Annotated in this window: 17 protein-coding genes, 7 pseudogenes and 1 other annotated feature; of the genes and pseudogenes, 14 read left to right on the top strand and 10 right to left on the bottom strand. The window is 31.5% G+C overall.

What is annotated here, in order from left to right; all coding sequences use genetic code 11:
* Positions 1-40: 40 nt before the first annotated feature.
* A complete protein-coding gene (locus PL321_RS12585) occupies positions 41-442 on the top strand; it encodes a 4Fe-4S binding protein (RefSeq protein WP_027307688.1) in 402 nt (133 codons plus the stop codon).
* A 1-nt stretch (position 443) separates the two neighbouring features.
* Complete coding sequence (locus PL321_RS12590) at positions 444-2,186, top strand: aldehyde ferredoxin oxidoreductase N-terminal domain-containing protein (protein WP_273962289.1); 1,743 nt, start codon at positions 444-446, stop codon at positions 2,184-2,186.
* A 46-nt stretch (positions 2,187-2,232) separates the two neighbouring features.
* Here PL321_RS12590 and PL321_RS12595 read toward each other — a convergent pair whose 3' ends face one another.
* The 3 genes and pseudogenes from PL321_RS12595 to PL321_RS12605 form a co-directional block, all read right to left on the bottom strand.
* Positions 2,233-3,030 (bottom strand): ABC transporter permease, encoded by a 798-nt coding sequence (locus PL321_RS12595; protein WP_273962290.1) that lies wholly within the window; start codon positions 3,028-3,030, stop codon positions 2,233-2,235.
* A pseudogene (locus tag PL321_RS12600) lies at positions 3,020-3,786 on the bottom strand (ABC transporter ATP-binding protein). Before PL321_RS12600 ends, PL321_RS12595 begins: the two are co-directional and overlap by 11 nt.
* A gap of 76 nt (positions 3,787-3,862) precedes the next feature.
* A pseudogene (locus PL321_RS12605) lies at positions 3,863-4,744 on the bottom strand (ABC transporter substrate-binding protein).
* Positions 4,745-5,025: 281 nt separating this feature from the next.
* Between PL321_RS12605 and PL321_RS12610 the strand changes: the two are divergent.
* From PL321_RS12610 to PL321_RS12645, 8 genes and pseudogenes are all read left to right on the top strand, one after another.
* Positions 5,026-5,514, top strand: coding sequence for a hypothetical protein (locus PL321_RS12610; RefSeq protein WP_273962291.1), 489 nt, complete (start codon positions 5,026-5,028; stop codon positions 5,512-5,514).
* A gap of 51 nt (positions 5,515-5,565) precedes the next feature.
* Positions 5,566-5,773 (top strand) — a binding site (T-box leader).
* Between the two features lie 33 nt (positions 5,774-5,806).
* Positions 5,807-5,965 carry a hypothetical protein gene (locus tag PL321_RS12615; protein WP_273962292.1) on the top strand — a complete coding sequence of 53 codons (159 nt, stop codon included), beginning with the start codon at positions 5,807-5,809 and terminating at the stop codon, positions 5,963-5,965.
* A gap of 15 nt (positions 5,966-5,980) precedes the next feature.
* Positions 5,981-8,630, top strand: a pseudogene (locus tag PL321_RS12620) (valine--tRNA ligase).
* Between the two features lie 117 nt (positions 8,631-8,747).
* Positions 8,748-9,659 (top strand): patatin-like phospholipase family protein, encoded by a 912-nt coding sequence (locus PL321_RS12625; RefSeq protein ID WP_273962293.1) that lies wholly within the window; start codon positions 8,748-8,750, stop codon positions 9,657-9,659.
* Positions 9,660-9,922: 263 nt separating this feature from the next.
* Positions 9,923-10,504: a bifunctional folylpolyglutamate synthase/dihydrofolate synthase gene (locus tag PL321_RS12630; RefSeq protein WP_273962294.1), complete on the top strand. Its 582-nt coding sequence runs from the start codon at positions 9,923-9,925 to the stop codon at positions 10,502-10,504.
* Positions 10,505-10,560: 56 nt separating this feature from the next.
* Positions 10,561-10,686 (top strand): hypothetical protein, encoded by a 126-nt coding sequence (locus PL321_RS12635; RefSeq protein ID WP_273962295.1) that lies wholly within the window; start codon positions 10,561-10,563, stop codon positions 10,684-10,686.
* A 204-nt stretch (positions 10,687-10,890) separates the two neighbouring features.
* Positions 10,891-11,169, top strand: a complete 279-nt coding sequence (locus tag PL321_RS12640) for a glutamate ligase domain-containing protein (protein WP_273962296.1) — start codon at positions 10,891-10,893, stop codon at positions 11,167-11,169.
* A 90-nt stretch (positions 11,170-11,259) separates the two neighbouring features.
* Positions 11,260-11,451 (top strand): hypothetical protein, encoded by a 192-nt coding sequence (locus PL321_RS12645; protein ID WP_273962297.1) that lies wholly within the window; start codon positions 11,260-11,262, stop codon positions 11,449-11,451.
* A gap of 61 nt (positions 11,452-11,512) precedes the next feature.
* On the opposite strand, the gene PL321_RS21505 is transcribed toward PL321_RS12645, so the two are convergent.
* The 4 genes and pseudogenes from PL321_RS21505 to PL321_RS12660 all read right to left on the bottom strand — a co-directional run bounded on the left by PL321_RS21505 (position 11,513) and on the right by PL321_RS12660 (position 12,705).
* Positions 11,513-11,659 (bottom strand): DUF4364 family protein, encoded by a 147-nt coding sequence (locus PL321_RS21505; protein WP_443110787.1) that lies wholly within the window; start codon positions 11,657-11,659, stop codon positions 11,513-11,515.
* A 46-nt stretch (positions 11,660-11,705) separates the two neighbouring features.
* A pseudogene (locus PL321_RS21510) lies at positions 11,706-12,025 on the bottom strand (DUF4364 family protein).
* Between the two features lie 140 nt (positions 12,026-12,165).
* Complete coding sequence (locus tag PL321_RS12655) at positions 12,166-12,408, bottom strand: alpha/beta-type small acid-soluble spore protein (RefSeq protein WP_273962299.1); 243 nt, start codon at positions 12,406-12,408, stop codon at positions 12,166-12,168.
* Positions 12,409-12,516: 108 nt separating this feature from the next.
* Positions 12,517-12,705 (bottom strand): hypothetical protein, encoded by a 189-nt coding sequence (locus tag PL321_RS12660; protein WP_273962300.1) that lies wholly within the window; start codon positions 12,703-12,705, stop codon positions 12,517-12,519.
* A 318-nt stretch (positions 12,706-13,023) separates the two neighbouring features.
* Between PL321_RS12660 and PL321_RS12665 the strand changes: the two genes are divergently transcribed.
* The 3 genes and pseudogenes from PL321_RS12665 (at position 13,024) to PL321_RS12675 (ending at position 14,977) form a co-directional block, all read left to right on the top strand.
* Positions 13,024-13,602 carry a polysaccharide deacetylase family protein gene (locus PL321_RS12665; protein WP_273962301.1) on the top strand — a complete coding sequence of 193 codons (579 nt, stop codon included), beginning with the start codon at positions 13,024-13,026 and terminating at the stop codon, positions 13,600-13,602.
* 175 nt (positions 13,603-13,777) lie between these two features.
* On the top strand, positions 13,778-14,275 hold the full coding sequence (locus tag PL321_RS12670) for a Mur ligase family protein (RefSeq protein ID WP_273964554.1): 498 nt from the start codon (positions 13,778-13,780) through the stop codon (positions 14,273-14,275).
* Positions 14,276-14,355: 80 nt separating this feature from the next.
* Positions 14,356-14,977, top strand: a pseudogene (locus PL321_RS12675) (single-stranded DNA-binding protein).
* Between the two features lie 38 nt (positions 14,978-15,015).
* On the opposite strand, the pseudogene dapD reads toward PL321_RS12675, so the two are convergent.
* Positions 15,016-15,732: pseudogene (gene dapD / locus PL321_RS12680) on the bottom strand (2,3,4,5-tetrahydropyridine-2,6-dicarboxylate N-acetyltransferase).
* A 116-nt stretch (positions 15,733-15,848) separates the two neighbouring features.
* Here dapD and PL321_RS12685 point away from each other — a divergent pair.
* Positions 15,849-16,379: pseudogene (locus PL321_RS12685) on the top strand (cob(I)yrinic acid a,c-diamide adenosyltransferase).
* A 564-nt stretch (positions 16,380-16,943) separates the two neighbouring features.
* On the opposite strand, the gene PL321_RS12690 reads toward PL321_RS12685, so the two are convergent.
* Together PL321_RS12690 and PL321_RS12695 are read right to left on the bottom strand one after the other, a co-directional pair.
* Positions 16,944-17,660 carry an aminotransferase class I/II-fold pyridoxal phosphate-dependent enzyme gene (locus PL321_RS12690; protein ID WP_273964555.1) on the bottom strand — a complete coding sequence of 239 codons (717 nt, stop codon included), beginning with the start codon at positions 17,658-17,660 and terminating at the stop codon, positions 16,944-16,946.
* 23 nt (positions 17,661-17,683) lie between these two features.
* Positions 17,684-17,935 carry a hypothetical protein gene (locus tag PL321_RS12695; RefSeq protein ID WP_273962302.1) on the bottom strand — a complete coding sequence of 84 codons (252 nt, stop codon included), beginning with the start codon at positions 17,933-17,935 and terminating at the stop codon, positions 17,684-17,686.
* Between the last annotated feature and the right edge of the window lie 7 nt (positions 17,936-17,942).

Raw genomic sequence — 17,942 nt, forward strand, 5'->3', positions numbered from 1 at the left:
ATAAACAGTTTCATATCTAATAACAAATGGAGGTGTAAATATGGCAAAGGTATTGAAGGTAGCGGATAGAAGAAGATGCATAGGATGTTTATCTTGCCGTCAAGCCTGTGCAAGACTTAGAGGAGAATATTCAATTGCTAATTCAGCAATAGAGGTAAAAACATCAGGTGGTTATACAGGTGAATTCGTTATAAATATTTGCCGTGGATGTGAAGAACCAGCTTGTATGGAAGCTTGTAAGTTTGGTGCTTTAACTAAGAGAACAGGTGGAGGAGTAGTATTCCATAAGGATAAATGTACGAAGTGCGGTGCTTGTGGTGTTGCTTGTGCAGTAAATGCAATAAGATTTGATGAAGAGGGTTATCCAATAATTTGTACACACTGCGGATACTGTACAAAGTATTGTCCACACAGATGTATTACAACGAAGGAGGTTTTATAATATGCTAGCAAGAGACTATATAAATGTATTATATATAGACTTAGAAAAGCAAGAATATAGATATGAGCAAAGAAAGGACCTTGTAAAATACTTAGGAGGAACAGGTCTTGCAGCAAAACTATTAGATGAAAATATAAAGCCAGAGCTTGATCCATTAGATCCAGCACAACCAATGATATATGCAATAGGACCTCTTTCTTTTGTAATGCCAGTCTGTACAAAGACGGTTGCAACATTCTATTCTCCACATACAAAGGAATATGGAGAAAGCCATGCAGGTGGAAGATTTGCAATGGCAATGAGATTTGCTGGTATTGATGCTGTTGTTGTTACTGGTAAATCAGCACATCCTCAATATCTTTTAATTGACGATGGGGTACAGTTTAGAGATGCAAGAGCTATGTGGGGATTATCTGTTGAAGAAACTGGTAAGATACTAAGACAAACGACTCACGGAAGTGGTGTTAGAAGTTCAATAAGAATAGGAAGATCAGGAGAAAATCTTGTAACTTACGCTGGAGTAAATGTAGATACATACAGACACTTTGGAAGACTTGGTCTTGGTGCTGTAATGGGTTCAAAGAATCTTAAGGCAATAGTTGTTATAGGAAATAATACAGTAGATATACCTCAAGAATTAAAGGTAAAATATAGAAAAGTATATGATAAAATATATGACAGAGTATTAAATACTGACCTTATGAAGAAATATCACGAACTTGGTACACCAGTAAACGTTATTCCATTAAATGAAATGCACTCACTACCATCCTTTAACCTTCAAAAGAACAAGATTGATTTTGCAGAAGATGTATCAGGTGAAAAGTTTGCTGAGGATAATCTTGTAAGAAAGGTTGCTTGTGCAGGATGTCCAATAGGATGTATTCATATTGGTCAAGTTAGAAGAGAATTTGATGCAGGATATGAATATGAAACAATAAATGTATCCTATGACCACGAACTAATTTTCGCACTTGGTACATTCCTTGGAATAAAATCAACTGATGAAATACTTGAACTTATAGATGTTGTTGAAAGCGAAGGACTTGATGCTATATCAACAGGTGTTGTTTTAGGTTGGGCAACAGAAGCATATAAGAGAGGATATGTTTCATTAGAAGAAACACTTGTACCATTTGAATTTGGTATTGTTCAAAACTACATTGCAGCAGTTAAATATATTTCAACAAGAAAGAACAAGTTCTATGAGGATTTAGGAAAGGGTGTAGTTCACGCTGCAAAGGTTTACGGCGGTTCAGACTTTGCGTGCCATTTAGGTGGTAATGAAATGGCAGGATACCATACAGGATATGGAAACGTTGTAGGTTTTGCTGTTGGTTCAAGACACTCACACCTTGATAATGGTGGATACTCAATAGACCAATCAAAACCAAAGGAAGAAGATATTGTTAAGAAGGTTTATGATGAAGAATTAGAAAGAAACATTCTAACAAGCTTAGTAATATGTCTATTTGCAAGAAAGGTTTACACAAGAGATATAGTTCTTGAAGCATTAGAAGGCGTTGGAATAAATATGACAAATGAAGAGTTAACTCAATTTGCAAAGGATATACAAAAGCTTAAGTATCAAATAAAGCAAAAGCTTGGATACAGCTTAGATAGCATTAAGATTCCTGAAAGATTCTTCCAAACTAAGACTCTAAATGGAGTTCTAAGTAGTGAAAAGGCACACGAAATGGTTAAAGAATACAAGAAGATGATAGAAGAGTTAATGAATGAATAATAAAAGATGGGCTTTTAGTCCATCTTTTATTATAATAGATGATAAACTATTTTATAAACAATGATTCTATCTTACTAACTATTGCATACATTATATATGCTATAATAGACAGTATTATTATGCTTAGCATAACCATATCTAATTGGGCTACTTGACCACCAAAGACTATAAGAAAACCTAAACCTTCCTTTGCAACTAAAAATTCACCAACGATAACTCCAACCCAAGATAGTCCTACGTTTATTTTTAATGTTGAAATTATAGTAGGCAGGCTGTGGGGAAGAACAACATATTTTAGTATTTGATATTTATTTGCACCAAATGTTTTAACAAGCTTTATCATATCTTCATCCACATCGTTAAACCCAGTTAAAACAGAAATAATTGTAACAATTAAAGAAATTGTAAGGGCAATTATGATTATAGCAGGCTGACCATTTCCTACCCAGAAGATTAAAATTGGTCCTAATGCAATTTTAGGTAGAGCATTCAATACAACAAGATATGGTTCTAAAACTTTATTAATGAAGTCTGAAATCCATAGTATAATGGCTATTAATGTGCCAATTATTGTACCTGAGATAAAACCTATTACCGTTTCAATACAAGTTACATAAGTGTGCCTTAAAAGGTGTCCTTCCTCCAGCAGCTTAAAGAAGGTCTTTGCTATTCGTGAAGGTTGGCTTACTAAAAATGGATCAACAATGTTTAGCCTGGCAGTTATTTCCCACTGTGCTATAAAAATTATTAATATTAAAATTCTTGTTAATGTAATTAAAATATTTCTTCGTTTGATTTTTTCAATATATTCCAAATGTTCCTTTGAAGGAGTGTTATTTATCATATTTATCGAGCTCCTTCCATATCAGGTTAAAATAGTCTTTAAATTCTGGAGCATTTCTTGAGGTAATAGGCGTTCTATCTTCAATGCTTAATCTTATATCAAATACCTTTTTATTTTTGCTGGTCTTGAACTTAATACAATTATTCTATCTGCAAGTGAAATGGCTTCAGAAATGTCGTGGGTTACCATTAAAGCAGTTTTTCCTTCAGCCTTAATAATTCTATATATTTCATCTGCAACAAGTAATCGTGTATGGTAGTCAAGTGCAGAGAAGGGCTCATCTAATAAGAGTATTTCATGATTTAAAACTAAAGTTCTAATTAATGCAACCCTCTGTCGCATTCCACCTGAGAGTTGACTTGGAAAGTAATTTTTAAAGGATGAAAGACCGTATTTATCAATTAATGAATTAGCAAAATCTATATTCTCTTTTCTTAATTCTTTTCTAATTTCAAGCCCTAAAGTAATGTTTTTATAAATGTTTCTCCATTCAAATAATGTATCTTTTTGAAACATATATCCAATTTCATTGCAGGGATAGGATATTATTTTATCGTCTAAATATATTTCACCACTTGTTGGTTTAATAAGCCCTGCGATAATTGAAAGTAGAGTGGATTTTCCACATCCTGAAGGTCCTACAATTACAACAAATTCACCATCTTTTACTGTAAGATTTATATTATCAAGGGTTTTTGTTTCTGATTGTAAAGTATGATATATCATAGATATGTTTTCTAATGTGAGTTTACCCATATTTATCACTCTCGCTTATAAATACTTGTTTTAAAAATATAAGGTTATTAACCCCTTGATGAATTTTAAAAATTCATCAAGGGGTATTAAATTTATTTATTAGGAACTTTTTAGCAAATTCAGTTGTTACTATATCTTTATAAGGAGGACGTTTTGGAATTAGACTTGGATTATAGGATTGAATTATATCCATAAGTCTTGATAGAGAGTCTTCCTCTAATACTGGTGATTTAGCCCAAGTATCCTGTTGTTTATATCTATCTACAACTTTAGTTAATACATCAATGTCTGAGCCTGGGAAGAAATCCTTAACAGCTTCTGCTATTTCCTTTGATGAATGAGCTTCTGTCCAGAGCATTCCCTTATAAATAGCATTGGTGAATTTTTGGATTATATCTGGATTTTCATTAATATATGATTTTGTAGCAAAGAAGCAGGTATAGGGTATTTCACCAGAAGCTTTACCTATAGATGCAACTACATAACCTCCATTTTCCTTTTCCAGCATACTTGCTGTTGGTTCAAAAGGGCAACATAGTCACCTGTACCGGACTTAAAAGCCTGTGCAGTTGCTGTAAATGCAATGTTTGTTATGATATTTACATCTTTACCTGGTGTCAGACCGTGATTTCTTAATACATACTCCAATGTCATTTCAGGAACTCCTCCAGGACGCCCACCTATTATTGTTTTACCCTTTAAGCTCTCCCAAGAAAAATCAGTTTCGTTATTTCTTGAAACTAAGAAGGATCCATCTCTTTTAGTTAATTGAGCAAATAATACAGCATAATCTTCTCTACCTTGGTTGTATAGATATATTACTTGTTCAGGTCCACAAAAACCTATGTCTGCATTTTTAGATAAAACTTGTTGCATTGTTTTATCTGCACCTTGTCCAGTTGACAGTTCAATCTCGATGCCCTCTTCTTCAAAAACCTTGACTTATAGCAACATACATAGGTGCATAAAAGATTGAACGAACTACCTCATTAAGTCGTACCTTTACTAATTCCTTTTTAGGTTGTTCTCTTTTACAGGAAGAAAAAGCAGTTACAGTTAAAAGAAGTATAGAGAGTATGGCTACTACTTTTTGAATTTCATATATACATCTCCTTATTTTTATATCAATTTATATTATGTAGATAGATGCAATTTAGTTACAGTTTAGTCTGTGTTAATCTTGATTTTATGGTCAAAAATGTAATAATTATATAAAGATAAAGGGAAGAGGTGAGAAAAATGAGAAGAAATTCACTTTCTACATTTATATCAACATTAATCCCAGGTGTTGGATATATGTATTTAGGTCTTTATAGAAAGGGACTTGAAGCTCTTGCATTGTTTTTATTGGTTAAACCTGTTTTTTCGATTTTTGGATTAGGTGCAATTGGTTCTATACTACAATTTTTTATTTGGATATATGCATTTGTAGATACCTTTAAGACGGCTTCACTTTTAGATTCGGGTAAATATGTTGAAGATGATTATTTTATATTTAATGGATTTTACAGCAGGGATTCCTATGGAAATAAAAAGAATATAGATATAAGATATTTGATAAATATTTTAGCAATTTTATTGATATTAGCAGGAGTATTTTCGATAGTAAATAAAGCATTTGGTACAAATGAACTTTATATAATGGTTAAATCCTTTGTCAAACAATATTTTATACCTGTAGTTATGGTTTTAGGTGGTTTCTATCTTCTTCTTCAAAACAGAAGATAAATATGTTGACAATGTATTTTTTTAAATATAATAATAAATAAAAGTTAATAGCTAAAGGCTGTGAAGAAGAGGAGTAGGTAGTAACACCTAAAAGAGAGGAAGACCCATAGGCTGGGAGGTCTTCTTAGGTAAAGTGCTATCGAAGGTAGCTTTGGAGCCTTTCATCCGAAACAAAGTAGGATGAAACGGGAAACCGTTATCAAAATAAGAGCTGCATTTTTGCAGAATTAAGGTGGTACCGCGGTCCTTCGCCCTTAGTGTGCGAAGGACCTTTTAATTTGGAGGTGTTGTGGTGGGTTACATACTGGCGGTATTTGGTGGTATATTAACCTATGGCTCTAAAAGAATAGTAAAAATGTTTAACCTAAATAAAAATAAAGAGCTAATTATAAAATTAATTGGATTAATAATTGCAACATTAGGATGTTTAAAGATTATGAGTATTATATAAAAAGGAGGTTCTAAAATGGAGGAAAATAAAAATATAGCCAAAAATTATGATCCTAAAGAGTTTGAAGAAAGACTTTATAATGAATGGTTAGAAAAGGGATATTTTACACCAAAGGTAGATAGAGAGAAAAAGCCTTTTACAATAGTAATGCCACCTCCAAATATAACAGGACAGCTTCATATGGGACACGCACTTGATAATACACTTCAGGATGCATTAATAAGATGGAAAAGGATGCAGGGGTATGAAACATTATGGCTTCCAGGCGAAGACCACGCAAGTATTGCTACAGAGGTTAAAGTAGAGACTGAACTTGCGAAAAAAGGAATTAACAAAAAGGAGATAGGTAGAGAAGAATTCTTAAATCACGTATGGGATTGGACTCATACCTACAGAGAAAGAATTAAAAACAATTACAAAAGATGGGTGCATCCTGTGATTGGACTCGTGAAAGATTTACGATGGATGAAGGTTTAAACAAGGCTGTTAGAGAGGTATTTGTTAGATTATATAATAAAGGGCTTATTTATAGAGGAAATAGAATAATAAACTGGTGTCCAAGATGTATGACAGCTCTTTCAGATGCAGAAATTGAGTATCAAGAAAAGCAAGGAAATCTATGGCATATTAAATATCCGGTAAAAGATAGTGAGGAATATATTGTTATAGCAACAACAAGACCAGAAACAATGCTGGGAGATGTTGCTGTTGCTGTAAATCCAAATGATGAAAGGTATAAACACTTAATTGGAAAAACATTAGTTCTTCCACTTGTTAATAGAGAAATACCTGTAATTGCTGATGAATATGTTGAAATGGAATTTGGAACTGGAGCAGTAAAGATTACTCCAGCTCACGATCCAAATGACTTTGAAGTAGGTCAAAGACACAACTTAGAACAAATAGTAGTTATGAATGATGATGGAACAATGAATGAACTTGCAGGCAAATATGCAGGGCTTGATAGATATGACGCAAGAGTGAAAATAGTAAAAGATCTACAAGAGATAGGATTACTTGTTAAAATTGAAGAACACAATCACAATGTTGGTGCCCACGACAGATGTGGAACAACAGTTGAACCTCTTTTATCAAAACAGTGGTTTGTAAAGATGAAGCCACTTGCAGAGCCAGCAATTGAAGCAGTTAAAAGGGAGAAGTTGAGTTTGTTCCTGAAAGATTTGCAAAAGTTTATTTTAACTGGATGGAAAACATTCAAGACTGGTGTATATCAAGACAACTTTGGTGGGGACATAGAATTCCTGTTTGGTACTGTAATACTTGTGGAGAAGTAATTGTATCATCAGAGGATCCAGATGTTTGTCCAAAGTGTAAATCTTCTAATTTAAAGCAGGATGAAGATGTCTTAGATACTTGGTTTAGTTCTGCTCTATGGCCCTTCTCAACATTAGGATGGCCGGATAAGACTGAGGATTTAGAGTATTTCTTCCCAACAGATGTACTTGTTACTGGATACGATATTATTTTCTTCTGGGTTGCAAGAATGATATTCTCAGCTATAAATGAAATGGGAAGTGTTCCATTTAAACACGTATTGGTACACGGTATAGTTAGAGATTCACAGGGAAGAAAGATGTCTAAATCACTTGGTAATGGTATAGATCCACTTGAAATAATAGATAAATATGGTGCAGATGCATTAAGATTTACACTTGTTACAGGAAACTCACCAGGTAATGATATGAGATTCTATATGGAAAGGGTAGAGGCATCAAGAAACTTTGCTAATAAGATTTGGAATGCCTCAAGATTTATGCTTATGAATTATGATGAGGAGCTTGTAAATAGATATAAGGATGAGGCAAATAATATAAGAAATACTGTTGATAGATGGATATTAAGCAGAATAAACGAAGTAGCAAAGGAAGTTACTGATAATCTAAATAAATTTGAACTTGGTATTGCAGCACAAAAGATATATGATTTTATCTGGTCAGAGCTTTGTGACTGGTACATTGAACTTGTAAAACCAAGGTTATACGGCGATGATGAAAAGTCAAAGGCAGCTGCACAAATTACATTAATTGAAGTTTTAAAGGATAGTCTAAAGCTTCTACATCCATTTATGCCATTTATAACAGAAGAAATATATAAGCACATAACTGATGAAACACCATCAATTACAATTGCAAAATGGCCAGAATATAGAGAAGATAGAAATTATCAAGAAGATATGAAATCAATGGAATATGTAATTGATGCAATAAGAGCAGTAAGAAATATAAGAGCAGAAATGAATGTTCCAAATTCAAGAAGAGCAAAGATAATGCTAATACCTTCAAATGAATCAGCAAAGAAGGCCTTTGAAGATGGTGCAGTTTATTTTGAAAAGTTAGCCTTTGCCTCAGAGGTTGCATTTATAGAAGAAATTGAAATTCCAAAGGATGCTGTATCTCAAGTTACTGAAGGAGCACAAATATACTTACCTTTAGAGGATTTAATAGATAAGCAAAAGGAAGTAGAAAGACTAACTAAAGAAAAAGAAAAGCTTGAGAAGGAAGTAGAAAGAGCAGAGGGTAAGTTAAATAATCCAAATTTCGTAGCAAAGGCACCCCAAAAGCTTGTTGATGAAGAGAAGGAGAAGCTTGCAAAGTATAAAGAAATGCTTGACAAGGTTATAGAGAGACTTAATGCACTTAAATAGTTTAAATAGGTGGTATAGACAAATCTATACCACCTATTTTTAAACAAAAACAAAATTAAGTCATTAATAGATGTTATTCATATAATAGTACTATAAGTAATCTATGGAATGGTTATTATGTATATTGATGCAGTATTTGAGGGTGGAGGAGTAAAGGGAATTGCATTTTTAGGAGCTATTAAATGCTTAGAGGAAAGAGGATATAAATTTAATAAAGTTGCAGGTACATCAGCAGGTGCAATTATATCTTCTTTGATTGCCGCAGGCTATAGTGCTGATGAGTTAAAACAGATACTTTTTAATTTTGATTTTATTAATTTTCAAGATAAGGATGCAGTTCAATCTTTACCGTTTATAGGTAGTATACTTGGACTTGTTGTAAGTAAGGCTATTTTTTCAGGAGATGCCTTTGAAAATTGGTTAAAGGAACTTTTAGTGAAAAAGGGTAAGGTTAAATTTAAAAATTTTATAAATAATAATGAATTTGCACTTAAAATAATTGCCTCAGATATAACTAAAAAGGACATACTTATACTTCCAGATGATTTAAAAGAATACGGTATAGACCCATTAGAGTTTGAAGTTGCAAAGGCTGTTCGTATGAGTATGAGCATACCACTTTATTTTAAACCTGTTAAACTTAAAGTTAACGATGAAATACATTATATTGTTGATGGAGGTATTTTAAGCAATTTTCCAGTTTGGATATTCGATGTTGAAGGCATACCACGCTGGCCAACCTTTGGATTCAAATTACAGGAGCCAGCACCAAAACCAAGAAATGAATATATATCCTTAAAGGATTATTTGATGGACATTGTAAATACAATGATTGAAGAGAATGAATTAAGGTATATAAAAAATAAAGATTTTGTTAGGACTATTTTGATACCAACTCTTGGAGTAAATACAACTGATTTTTCTATATCTAATTCAATGAAACAAAAACTATATATTTCAGGATATAATTCAGCAAAGACTTTCCTTGAAACGTGGAATTTTGATGACTATGTAAAAGATATAGGATGAAAGGGTGTTGAAAAAGCCCTACCCTCGTGATGCCCTCATCCTTGAGGGCCGCTCAGCTCGATACATCGTGTGCCGAATTACGGACTTTTTTCAAAGTCTAAATATGCACTTGCTAAAGCTTATGGAATATGCCAATTTGAAATCCTTTCAAGGGGCAATTTCATAATCAATGCATCTTTTATGTTTGTTAACAACCTGAAGGCTATTTTAAACAGCCTTTTTTTATGGTATAATTTATCTAATAAATACATAGAGGTGATAAAATGGATTATAAAGAAGCCTTGACATATATTGAGGGTGTTGGTAAATTTGGTATGAATTTAGGTTTAAATAGAATTGAAAGAATGTGTGAACTATTAGGGAATCCACAGGACAGCTTAAAGGTAATACACGTTGGAGGTACAAATGGTAAGGGTTCAACTGTAACTTTTATTTCAAACATATTAATTGAAGAAGGTTATAGGGTAGGGATTTATACATCACCTCATTTAGAAAGATTTACAGAAAGAATTAAAATAAACAATGAAGAAATATCTGAAAATGATGTTGTAAGATTAATAGAAGGAATGAAGCAAGTTATTGATATTGTTGTTAAAGAGGGGTATGACCATCCAACTGAGTTTGAAATAGTTACTGCCTGTGCATTAAAGTATTTTAGAGAAAAGCAGGTGGATTTTGTAGTCTTAGAGGTTGGACTTGGTGGAAGACTTGATGCTACAAATATTGTAGACCCGCTTGTTTCAGTTATTACTTCAATAAGTTATGACCATACCAATATTTTAGGTAATACAATAGAAGAGATTGCATTTGAAAAGGCTGGGATAATTAAAAAGATAGGCCCTTAGTTTTATATCCACAGGTTGAAGAAGCAGAAAAGGTTATTTTTAAAAGGGCAGAAGAAATGAATTCCAAAATATATTATGTAGATGAAGTAGAATATGAGATAAATGCAGATACTCTTGAGGGTATTTCCTTTGATGTAAAAACAAAAAAGCCTATACAAGGGCTTGAAGATAAAGATGATTAATAGATACCAAGTGCTCAATGCTATAACTGCTCTAATGACAGTAGAGGTATTAAAGGATATAGGATATAAGATTTCAGATAAATCTATATTTAATGGATTGGGAAACTCAATGTGGCCAGGTAGATTTGAGATATATAAAAAAATCCATATATAATTTTAGATGGCGGGCATAATATACAAGGCATAAGGGCACTTACATATGGTTTGAATAAATATTTTAGAAATAAAAAAATAAAAATAGTATTTGGGGTATTAAGGGATAAAGACTATATAAAAATGATTGATGAGCTTATTAAAGTTTCAGATGAATTTATAACGGTAACTCCTGAAAACTCTCGTGCACTTAAAGCAGAAGAGCTAAAGGAGATTATAGAAGAGAGGGGTAAGAGGGCAAAGGCCTTTTTAAATATTAAAGAGGCTGTGGAATATGCAATAAACAACTTAGATTATGATGTTTTAGTTTTTGTGGTTCTCTCTATATGATAGGTGATATCAGAAGAATATTAAATTTTAATTTTAGAAAAGAAAGTGAATGAATATAATGTATTAAAGCATTTTGTTTTGGAGGAAAAATTGTCAGTTGATATTAAAGAACGAGTTAGATTGGCTTGTGAGATATATTATTATGCAATTAAAAATGAGGATAAAATACCCAAGGAACTTATTAATATGGCGAAGATTATATGCAATGATACGATTAAAGCTGCCAAAATGATGAAGGTTGGTTTAGATAATGATGAACTGGCAGATAAGATTTTAAAATAGAATTGGTTAAATAAAAATTAATCCCCAAGGTAACTACATCCTGGGGATTTTTATTATGGGTTTATTTTTGATTGAGGGTGTCTGATAAATCAGCGTATATTTTTTCTCCTGAATTTCTCCAATTATTTCTTATTAATTCAATATCTTCCATTGTCTTGACTGGTAGTTTTATTTCAATAAGATTTTTACTTCCTTTTTTAAGATTAATGTTACCTCAAATCCATCTTTAGTTGGCATATATTCTGTACTTGCTTCTATTTTTGCGTATTTTCATTTTTTGATTCAAAATAATCATCTAACTTTTCAATTTTTGAATCAGGTATTCTATTGAGAAAGAAATTAAGTGTATCAGATCCCTTACTGCTTATTACTAAGTATTGTTTTTGTTGTCAGTTATGGTATTTATAAAACCTGTATTTATAAGTTCAGATATATACTGCTGTAGAGTAAAATAATTTATTAAATTGTTTTCTAATATAATTTGTGTTAGTTGAGAATTAGAAGTTGGTTTATTTAGTTTATTTAGTATGTATAAAATAATAAGTTTGTTTATAGCTAAATCTGTTACATCCATAAAACTTTGTCACCTCTTTATTTAATTTCAAGTTTATTATACCAACAAAGTTATCTATATTTCAACAAAATAGAACTTTTTTTATAACGTGATATAAAGAATCATAAACATAAAAACAAGAAGGGTTAAATCCCTTCCTGTTATAGTTTTTCAAGTTGTTTTCCGCTCATAAGTTCCTTTTCAGCAAGTGCAATCATTCTTTTAACCATTGCACCGCCAACTCTTCCACAGTCCTTAGATGATATATTTCCCCAATAGTCTTCTGAACCTTGATACACTGGAATTCCAAATTCTGATGCTATTTCATATTTTATGTTATCTAATATTTGATGAGCTTCTGGAACAAGTTGAGTTCTTCCTGAGCCATTCTGTCCTGCTGCCATTTTTACTCCTCCTTATGTACTTTATTATTTGTTTAGTTATAATTTGTGTAGTTTAACAAAAATTTATGTTAGGAAACTAAAGGAAAAGGGTTGCAACTTGCAACCCTTTTAGGTCAACTTTTCTTTGATAGGGATTTTTCTGTCTTTTCTTGTACCATGTCTTTTCACACTTTCTAATTGAGCCTTTTGAGATTTTGCCTCTCTATGATAGTGTCTATCTTGACCTAAAAGGTTTTCAGAAGCAAATTCCTCTTGATGCCCAAATAGATTAGTAAAACGTGCTTTTCGCATGGTCATAAAAATCCCTCCTTTATTGACCTTATCTTTATTATTTGTATCTATTTAAAAATTTAATACAGGTGTTTTAAATTTAAATTTATTTAAATAAATATGTATAAATAGAATCTATTGGAGGGGAATAATTTTGAAGGTTATAATTTTAAGTAAAGAAAAAATTAAAAACATACTGGTCGTTTTTTGATTATTTTTATTGCACTATTATTTAAAATGTTAGGGGATATAAGTTAATAGATGTATTTTTAAATTCTAAATCTGATTTGCCCATTTATTCTGTAGAAACAAAGGAAAAAAGGTGGCATTAACCTTTGATATTGGATGGGGGATGAGTATATACCTTCTATTTTAAAAGTATTAGATGAAAATAATATAAAAGCAACATTTTTTATTATAGGGACTTGGGTAGATAAATATCCAAACAGAGTAAAAGAAATAGATATGAAGGGACACGAGATAGGAAATCATTCAAATAATCATATTTATTTTACAAGACTTACAAAATCAAAGATAAAAGAAGAAGTATTTACAGCAAGTAATAAAATTAAAAAAATAACAGGAAAGGATACTAAGTTAATGAGGGTACCTTATGGTGATTATAACAGTGAGGTAATTAAAGCAATAGAGGAAACGGGGCATTATTGTATACAATGGGACGTTGACCCTGTCGATTGGAAAAGTATATCTTATGAACAAATTCAACAAACAGTAATCTCAAAAACAAGAAATGGTTCAATAATTCTTTTGCATAACAGCAGTGTTGAAACAGTTAAAGCATTGGATACAATTATAAAGGAATTAAAAAATAAAGGTTATGATTTTGTTAAGGTATCAGATTTAATATATAAGGAAAACTATTATATCGACTATACAGGTAGACAAAAACCTTTAAACGAATAAATTTCAGAATATTTAAAGGCCTCCTCCTTTGAATAAATAACAAAAAATGTACAAGATATAAAAAGAGAGGAGGCTTCTTTATGATAATAATTGGTATATTTGGGAGTAGAGGAAAGTCCTTTGTTGGAGATTTTCTAATTGAGTTTTTTAAGAAACATAAAAAAATGTTTTTATAATAGGAACAAAGGACGATAGCGAGGAATTATTTTTTAACTTATTAAGAAATAATATTGATTATATAATTATAGAAATATCAAGAGAAGATATACTTAACAATAAAGTAAATAAAATTAAATTTGATGTATTGATACATACTGCTCTTGAATATGAAAATGAAACTCTTATTAAGTCCTATCAAAATTTAATTTCAAATCTAAAGGAAAATGGATATATTATACTAAATGCTGATTCAATTCAAAAGATAGATTATGTATGTGAAAAGGCTTATCCAATTACATATGGTTTAAATGAACGCACAACAGTCTCAGCCTCCAGCATAGATGATATGAATCAATTATGTTTTAGTTTCTGTCTTCAAAGAAGTATAGTAACTATAAATGGTAATTTAGTTCAATCCTTTGAAAAGCCACTAAAATTTAAAGGAAAGTATCAAGATGTATATTATTATCTTGCTGCTTTAAGTACGCTTTTATGTTTAGGTTATGAATTTTAAAAAAATAGGTATAAAAAATAAAAATCATAATATTTATATTTTAGATAATAAAATCTAAAATGTACAAAGGGGATGGGATTATGAACGATTATCAATTAACATCAAACAAAGTGTATATTGAAGGTAGGGTGGTTTCGGAATTATCCTACAGTCACGAGATGTTTGGAGAAGCTTTTATAACTTTACTGTTGAGGTTCCAAGATTAAGTGAAGCGGTCGACAGGCTTCCTATTACTGTTTCAGAAAGACTACTTCCAACTGTTGATGTATCAAATGGAAAGATAGTATGCATTGAGGGGCAATTAAGGTCCTACAATAAAGTTGTAGATGGTACAAATAGATTAATATTAACAATATTTGCAAGGGATATAAAAAATATTGATACTATTAGTACAAGCCCCAATGAAATATATTTAGATGGTTATATTTGCAAGGCACCAATATATAGAACTACGCCTTTTGGAAGAGAAATAACAGACATTTTAATAGCAGTGAATAGACCATATAATAAATCCGATTACATACCTGCTATTGCTTGGGGAAGAAATGCAAGATTTTCAAGTACGCTTGAAGTAGGTTCACATATTAAAATTTGGGGAAGAATTCAAAGTAGAGATTACGAAAGAAGCTTTCTGAGACTGAATCAGTAAAGAGAACTGCCTATGAAGTATCTATTTCAAAGATGGATAAGGTTGAAGAATAAAGTATAAGTTAACAAAAGGTAATACACCTTTTGTTAACTTATTTTCTTAAATCTTCCAATATCTGTGTTTTACTTTTTGTTTTCTCATCAACTCTTTTTATAACCTTTGCTGGAGAACCAGCAACAACTACATAGGGTCTCTACATTTTCAGTTACAACTGCACCTGCTGCAACTACAGAGCCTTTTCCTACCTTTACACCTTCTAATATAACGGCATTTGCACCTATCAAAACATCATCTTCAATTACTACAGGGTCTTTACTTGGTGGTTCTAAAACTCCTGCAATAACAGCACCTGCTCCAACGTGTACATTTTTTCCTATTTTTCCGCGTGCTCCAACTACAGCATTCATATCTATCATTGCACCTTCGCCTATTTCGGCTCCAATATTTATTACAGCTCCCATCATTATAACAGCATTTTTGCCAATAGTTACGCCTTCTCTAATTATAGCACCAGGTTCAATTCTTGCTTCAATATGTCTTATGTCAAGCATAGGGATTGCAGAATTTCTTCTGTCCCATTCAATTCTATAGTTTTTAATTTTATCTTTATTTTCCTTTATAAATTCTTCAACTGCAATGTTTTCTCCAAATAATATGAAGAAGTTACCATCTCCATATATCTCTATGTCTTTTGGTTCTATTCCTTGCAGGTTTCCGTTTATATATGCTTTAACAGGAGTAGTTTTTTTGCATCTTTAATATATCTTGCTATTTCATATGGGTTTGTTAAATCATATTCTACTTTCATATCCATTTATTTCCCTCCCTATAAATTATTATCAATAAATATACAATAGTATAAATAGTTTGTCAAATATAAATAAAAGTAGTATTCTATAGTTGAGTATATTTAGGGGTGTTAAAATGTTACAAAAAGGATGCATTCAAATTTATACAGGTAATGGAAAAGGAAAAACAACTGCTGCAGTAGGTCAAGGAGTAAGAGCAGTAGGAAGAGGGCTTAAAGTTTATATGGTGCAATTTTTAAAGGGTAATGATACAGGTGAGCTACATAGTTTAAAAAAATTAGAACCTGATTTTAGGGTTTTCAGATTTGAAAGACCAAGAGGTTTTTTGGACCTTGAGTGATGAGGAAAAAATTGAGCTTAAAAGGATATTGATAAAGGATTTGAGTTTTGTAAGGAAGTTTTAAAGAATAAGGAATGTGATGTGCTTATTATTGATGAAATAATGGGAGTTCTTTCGAACAAGCTTCTTGATATACAAGAAGTAGTTGAGTTTTTAAAATCAAAACCAGAGAATATTGAAATAATATTAACTGGAAGGAATGTTCCTCAAGAAATTGCAGACGTTGCAGATTTAATAACTGAAATGAAGGATATTAAACATTATTTTAATAATGGTGTTCCTGCAAGAAAAGGAATAGAATTTTAAGAGTCATAATTCCCACTTTTTGGGTGGGGATTATGCAAATTGTTTACAAACATAAAAATGATCTGAATATGAAATGGCCCCTTGAAAGGATTTTGATTGGCTTTTCATAAGCTTTAGCAAGTCTTGCTTTGCGACTTTGAAAAGTCCGTAATTCGGCACACGATGTGCCGAGCCGAGCGGCCCTCAAGGACGAGGGCATCGCGAGGGTAGGACTTTTCAAACAAAGAAAAGCTTAGACTTGCTTAGCGAAATGAAGGAATGCCAAAGAAATCCTTCAAGGGGCCAAGCATATTATAGCTTTTTCAAGTCATCCATAATTCCTGCTTTTTAGGTGGGAATTATGGCTTTTATGAGAAGAAAAGCTAAGATATTAGTAAGTATATGATAGATATCTTATTTTATATTTATAATTTAGATATGTAGTTTTCAATTCTATCTAATGCAATTTGTAATTCCTTCATAGAATATGCAAAGGAGATTCTTATATAACCTTCTCCATATTTAGAAAAAGCACTTCCAGGAACAACTGCAACTCTTTCCTTTTCAAGTAGGTCAAGTGCAAAGTCAAAGGAGTTTTTGTGTACTTTTTATACTTGGAAATATGTAAAAGGCACCTTCTGGCTTTACAACCTCTAATCCCATTTTTATGAGCCTGTCATACACGTAATCCCTTCGTTTTATATATTCCTGCTTCATTATTATTGAATCGTCTATTCCATTTGTCAGTGCTTCAAGTGCAGCATACTGACTTATGGATGTAGCACAAGTATTAAGATATTGATGTACCTTTATCATATGTTTTGTTATAAATTTAGGTGCCAATGTATAGCCTATTCTAAAACCTGTCATTGAATGTGATTTTGACAGACCGTTTATAACTATAGTTTTATCCTTTAAATTTTTAAGAGCTGCTATTGAATGGTGTTTATCATTATAAACAAGTTCGCTATAGATTTCATCAGATAGAATAAATATATTTTTATCTTTGATGAAATCTGCAATTTCCTTTAATTCATTAAGGCTTAAGCATTGTCCTGTTGGGTTAGAGGGATATGGTATAATTATACACTTAGTTGAATAAGTAATATTTTCTTCAAGTAATTTTTTAGTTAATTTAAAATTGGTATTTGATGTATCTATGTATTTTACATTTCCACCACATAGTTTTACAACAGGTTCATATCCTGGGTAACAAGGTGCAGGAATTAAAACTTCATCACCTATATTCAATAAAGTTTTTATTGCTATAAAAATTCCTTCACTTGCACCACAGGTAACAATTACTTCATCATCAGGGTTATAATTTAAATTGTATTTTTTTGAACAAAATCAGAAATTTTTCTTCTTAATTCTATAATTCCAGCATTGTGAGTATATATTGTTTTGTTATTTTTTATAGCTTGTATTGCGGATTCCTTTATATGGTAAGGTGTGTTAAAATCCGGTTGGCCTATTGTAAGTGATATTACATTATCATATTTAGATACCATATTATAAAATTTTCTAATACCTGATATTTCGATATTTCTAACCTCTGCATTTAACAAACTTTCCATACGTACC

Source organism: Caloramator sp. mosi_1, assembly GCF_028622835.1.
GTDB lineage: Bacteria > Bacillota > Clostridia > Clostridiales > Caloramatoraceae > Thermobrachium.